Below are 6,101 nucleotides of genomic sequence, written 5' to 3' on the forward strand. Positions count from 1 at the left end.
AATTCAGCCTCAAGTAGTGGCTGGGGAATCATTAGCTCAGGCTCAAGTAGCTGAAAAATGGAAAAATATCGATATCCCCAGAGCAATTGCCTATAACAAAGGATTAATTTGGCAATCGCTATATTTACGAGCTAGTAGAATGACAAAATTGATGTTGATTGCGACCTGATTTTTTGGCATGATACATGGCTGTGTCTGCTTTCTTAATTAACATCTCCTCAGTTTCACCATCAAGGGGGAAAAGACTGATACCAATACTAGTAGTTACCTGTACCTTATGTCCTTCTAAGTAGTAATCTTCAGAGATAGCCTCACCAATCTTTTTCGCCACCTTACCAGCATATTTTGCTTCAGGAATTCCGGGGAGAATTACCGTAAATTCGTCACCCCCAAGTCGAGAGACAATATCGCTACTCCGTAAGCTATTTTTTAGTCTATCAGCTACAGCTTTCAGGAGTTCATCGCCGATATCGTGCCCTAATGTGTCATTCACCTTTTTAAAGCCATCTAAATCTAGAAATAGTAGGGCTAATAGTTGGTGTTGACTGCGGGACCAATCTAGAGACTGAGTAAGGTTTTCTTGGAAGTATTTGCGATTGCCAAGACTGGTTAAGGGATCGTGATAGGCTATATAGCGGAGTCTATCTTCGGAAAGTTTGAGTTCAATATTGGAGCGTCTCAATTCTTCCTCGGTGCGCTTCCGTTCCGTAATATCTCGAATTACCCCAACTAAAAATATATTACCAGCCGCGTCTTTATGGAGAGATTTTTTAGTGGCAATTAGATAAGTTTTCCCTTGAGAATCGGTTAGTTGTTCTTCATTTTCTTGGGCTGTACCTGTTTGGAAAACTAGTTCGTCGTGACTCCAAAATGCCGTGGCTTCTTCCGGTGGAAAGATGTCATAGTCTGATTTTCCCATTAACGTTTTTAGGGAATACCCGACGAAGTTGCAATAGGCAGGATTTAATATAATCCATCGATGCTTTTTATCTTTGACAAAAACCGGATCTGGAATAGTATCAATCACAGTATGCAAAAATTCTTTGGAACGTTTTAATTCTTCCTGTATATATGCTAGCTGACTAATCCCCACTATCGCCGATCCAAGTAACCCTAACATGGAAGGAATTAGGGGTAACCACCATCCTCCTAAAAAGGCGATGTAACAGCTTCCAATCAAACCAATCGCTGTAATTAGGATACCGCCAAAAGAGCGTAGGGGCGATCGCAGTTTCCAGATAATAGCTGCACCTAACACTGACCACCCGAAGATCCACACCCATTCTATCGGTTTTGATAATACCTTGATTAAGGGTCGTCCATCCAAAACTGCACTGAGAATTTGGCTGGTAAAGCTGGCTTGCAATTCTACCCCAAAAATTGATTGGGCTACTCCAGCCCGTCCATCGCTGTAAGGAGTGTAGAATACATCTTCTAGGCTGGGCGCTCTGGAGCCAATTATGATAATGCGATCGCGCAGTAACTCGGCAGGTACTTTGTCTGCTAAAATTTGGTCTATTGATACGGTCTGAAAGCGGGAGCATCCCGATTTGGAAGAAATGCAGGTTGTATTCTTGCTCCCCCCTTTGACAAGGGGGGCTGGGGGGGTAAAAAATTTGTCAAAAAACGAGTATCTTTGCCAAAGTGGGATGCTCTCCCGAAAGTCGCTAGCACAAGGAAGATTGCCTAAAATTTGATAGCCGCGATCGTCTGCCCTGGCATAGCCGCCATCAAAGGGTTTAAAATAGGGAAATACAACTTTACCCAGTTGCAAATAATTGGGATTGGTAGTTGCACTTTGGGGTGCGATTTTTTCTGATTGGAGATAAGTTAAGGCTAATTTCAGGGCAAAACTGTTGTGTTGTTTGCCCTCAATGTGCCAGTATAGTAAGCTCCGGCGTACTTTACCATCAGAATCGACGACAACGTTATTGAAGCCAATCTGTTTCCGTTTACTTAATATAGCTTGTCCAGGAACGCCTAAACTATTTTTATCGGGTAGTCTTTCTATGCCAATTAAATTGGGAATTGTTTTCGTTGCTTGGAGAAATTCTTCGTTACCGGGTTTAACTGGTAAATCCCGATAAATATCCAAGCCAATCGCCCGTGGCTGATAGGTATTTAATTTTTGTAACAACTGTGCCATGAGGCGATCGGGAATCGGCCATTGTCCAATATCCTGAAGGTTAGTCTCCTTAATTTCGACAATGACGACGCGGTTGTCTTGCGCTTCAGGTGGGCGCAGGCGAAATAATTCGTCTAAAGCGACAAATTCTGCTGACTGTAGTATACCCATTAAGCGGAGGACGATCGCAGCGCCTGTCACTCCAGCAGCCGTGATTAATACCGGGCGCTGTTGTTTCATCCACTGCTTCAGCCTGAAACCGAGACTTACTTTTAACATCTATCTGACTCTAATACCATCTCAGAAAAAAATAGCTATTTCTATATAGATGCCCTGACATTATATTGAGAAAATCAACGGTTTCTTTCTATTTTTCCGTAACAATACCAAGATTGTCAAGAGGTAGCATCGGCTCTATTAATAATTATTGAAAGTTTAATATATATTTTGGTAAATAGTGTCAATTTTTCTCTCTAGTAAAAGAAAAATAAATAGGTTATTGACTCTTGGCTGTTGGTTGGGAATTGGCTCTCAGTCTCTGGTTAATTATTGTTTGTCGCGATATCTTTTAGTCTGCGAAGGCAGACTTCGTTTGTGTAGTAGCGGTTTCAACCGCCCCATCATAAAAGGGCTAAAGCTCATCCCTGCTTCCCGCACTCTCCCCACACTCCCCACTCTCCCATTTCTCGACGGAGAATGAAACAGCCCTATGGGGATATTTGATTAAGCCCATCGACTCAATTGGGCAACCCAGTTTTGCAAGATGGAAATAATTTGTTCCCGTCGCCTTTCAAAGTTAGCCGCAATACTGATAAATAAAATACCGACAATTAACCCAATCACCCATTTAGAGAAGGGATAGCGGAAACTTAAAACAACTAATTGATAAAAGGTGGTAAGTAAAAATGTAGCTGTACCCACAAACAGAAAAGCCCGCACCCGCACCCCCAATCCGGCAAAAATAGCGATAATACTGATAATGGCGGGTATCACTCCAGTATCTTGATGGCATAATAAGGCTACGAGGCAAATTATCCCGCTACCCAGTAAGTACAGGTAGTGACGAGTTTGTCTCTGTGCAGGTATTTGTAATTCAGGATCGATTTGGGCGATGTATAGTATAGATAAGCCAATTAACATGGCATTCCATAAAGGATCTGTTAGCTCTAGCCTATCGAAATAACGTGCGATCGCCCAATCGACGAAAAATAAACTAAAATAAGTCCAGCGTAGATTTACTTGGCACTTGGCTATCCAGCCATAAAAACTTGCGATCGCAAATAGATTAAGATCGGAAATTACATCACCTTTTAGCCAAATTGTCAATACTGTCAAAAGTGGAGATACGATCGCATAACGCTGCCACGGTATAATATTCCATCCCCCTCGCCACCAAGGAATTTGGTAAAGGAAGATGGCAAATCCACAGGAAACTATGACGCGCCAAGGATCGAGTATACCTAATTGCGTCCAAGTTAAACGTGTATAGATTCCTGTGACTGCGACTTCAATTAATCCTAGATATACCCAGAAGTCATGAGTGGATGAGCTGGGAGGATTTTGAGGAAGATTTGTTTTGTTTCTTTGTTTGGGATAACGTCCTTGGATAATTGCGTACAAAGCTAGCACAAAGCTGATGCCAACGCCAAATGTTCTTAATTTTGGGGTTGTGCCTAGTGATGTTGTCGCTGCGAGTAAGATTAGCGCACTACCAATTACCCAGTGGATGTGGGCGATATTAGTAATTTCGGCAATAGTAAAGTTGAGGAGATGGGGATGATGGCGTAATTGCCTAAACCAGGCAAATAATCGATAAATAATTGCGATCGCAGCGGCTAGTCCTGCTAAAATGGTAAAGCCATCAGCCGGACTGCCTCCTGGTGTCTGTAGCATCTGGTAAATTGCTAGCTCATACCAGGCGATAGAAATACCAGCAATTCCCAGATAGCTAATACTCCTGTTTTGGGGATACCGACACCCAACCGCGATGAAAGTTAAAGCCCCACCGAGGGTAAGTAATCCTGTATAAGGAGTAAAGTAAGCTGCACGAAGAGCAATGCCAAAGGTGGCATAAAACAAAGGTAATCCTTGACTATGGATTCTTAGTCTGGAGGATATGGATTCTCGTTTCACAAACCAATCGGTGCATAACAATATCACTAATCCGAGGATAATATTTCCTATCGATAGAGATAAACTTGAACCATTTGCCAGTAAAATACCCTCAGCCACAGCCAGCTCAACCGCCAAGTTAATACCGTAGAATCCACTCTCTGTCTGCTCTTGCCAGTAACGGAATAAAATAGCAATCCCGATTAAAATAGAAGCAGTAGGATACTGCCAACTACCAGAAACAATATCTTGATAACCCAAATAGGAATGTAGAATTAACAAAAATAATTCTAGTGCCGATAGCGTCAGTGCCCATGTATCAGAAGCTTGGGCGTATAGTGCGGCTAGAGTGCCATGGCGTTGAATTAACCACTTTTGGAGTAACCATAAAGCTATAATTGCGATCGCACCCGCTAAAAACCAATCCCCTCCTGATAGTTTCGCCAAACCAGGGATACCTTCCCACAGGAGCATCGCGGCATAACTTAAACCAAATCCAATATTAATTGATGCGGCGGCTAACTCTTTTAAATACCCAGTATTTATCCACATCAATCCTGTCGCCAAGGCTAAACTGATGAGTCTTCCCCCTGAAAAGGGAAGGGTGATACATTGCATCATAATTAAAGCAATAATACTCCACCATGATGCCTCTTTTCGTCGCCGTTGATTCCCACTCATGCGACTAGCTACTCCTGTTAGTGTGAGGGGAGTTAATAGCCATAATAGTCCGAATTGTTGAGATGTTGATGGGATAATGAAATTTGCCGTAAAAGTTTCATTCCACAGCAACATATAACTGATACCAGCTAGGATAAAACCGATATACCAACAACTTTCAGGGAATGGGGAGTGGTTTTTTTGGAGTGGGGAGTGGGGAGTTTTTCTTGTTACCTCTTGCCTCTCACCTCTTACCTGAGAAGGGGATTGGGGAGTATTTTTATCTGTATTTTGGATTATTTGCGATGGCTTTGCCCTCCAGAAGCATCCCATTGTGGCAACGATCCATTCTCCTACCATTAAAATTAGTAATATCGTTGCCCAGGCTACTTGACTTAAATTCGGAAACCATTCATAAATAATGGAAAATACAGTAAGTAATCCTGTAATATGAGTTAGATAGACGAGAGAAACTCTCAATGGAAGGCGGCGGGAGGCGACAATCCCTAGAGTTATCGTGGAAAGTAATAAATTTAGCGATTGAGTAGTATGGCTTAATGTACTAATTGCAGTTAAAGTCACACCCAAAATTAGAGTAAGCCATTCCCCAAAACGAGCAAGCTTATTTTTTTCACGACGATATAGCCAATCCGTCAAGCCTACCCAACTTATTATATAAGGAAATAGTGCTAAACTGAGTAAGGCATCGGAGGATGAATCAGTGAATTGGGTAAAAATTGCGATCGCACTTTGTTGTAATTGGGATGGAATTAATCGCCATAACAAGAATAGTGACTGTAACCCAATCAGAAAAATAGCAGCTAAATCCCGACGGAGACTAAAATACTGCAAACGTTGAGTAAAAAATGACAAAGCCAAGCCACTAACCATAGTCGCTTGGAAAGGAAAAGACTCTTCGATACAAACTAACCAACCAACTAGTAACAATCCCCCACCAATTCCATCCCATACTTGGGAGCCAAAAGAAGATGCCGACTCGGCTTCTATTTCCGATGGTTTACCCAATCGCGCCAATAACCAACCACAAATAGCAATAGCCAACCCTAGCTGTTGAATGGGTAAGCCAACTATAAAAATTCCTCGTGCTAATAATACAACTAAAGCGTATATAACTACAGAACTACCAGTAGGAGCATTTGGTAAAATAGAATAGGGAGAACCAGAGACATTACCATTACTATGG

General features: G+C 42.0%; 2 protein-coding genes. Both read right to left on the reverse strand.

The features are described from left to right. Positions 1-124 precede the first annotated feature (124 nt). Positions 125-2,365 carry a CHASE2 domain-containing protein gene (locus NJ959_RS24480; protein WP_254014364.1) on the reverse strand — a complete coding sequence of 747 codons (2,241 nt, stop codon included), beginning with the start codon at positions 2,363-2,365 and terminating at the stop codon, positions 125-127. Positions 2,366-2,848: 483 nt separating this feature from the next. Next, on the reverse strand, positions 2,849-6,101 hold a 3,253-nt coding region (locus tag NJ959_RS24485; protein WP_254014365.1), incomplete at its 5' end, for a DUF2157 domain-containing protein.

This window comes from Limnofasciculus baicalensis BBK-W-15, assembly GCF_024178385.1.
In the GTDB taxonomy this organism is placed as follows: domain Bacteria; phylum Cyanobacteriota; class Cyanobacteriia; order Cyanobacteriales; family Coleofasciculaceae; genus Limnofasciculus; species Limnofasciculus baicalensis.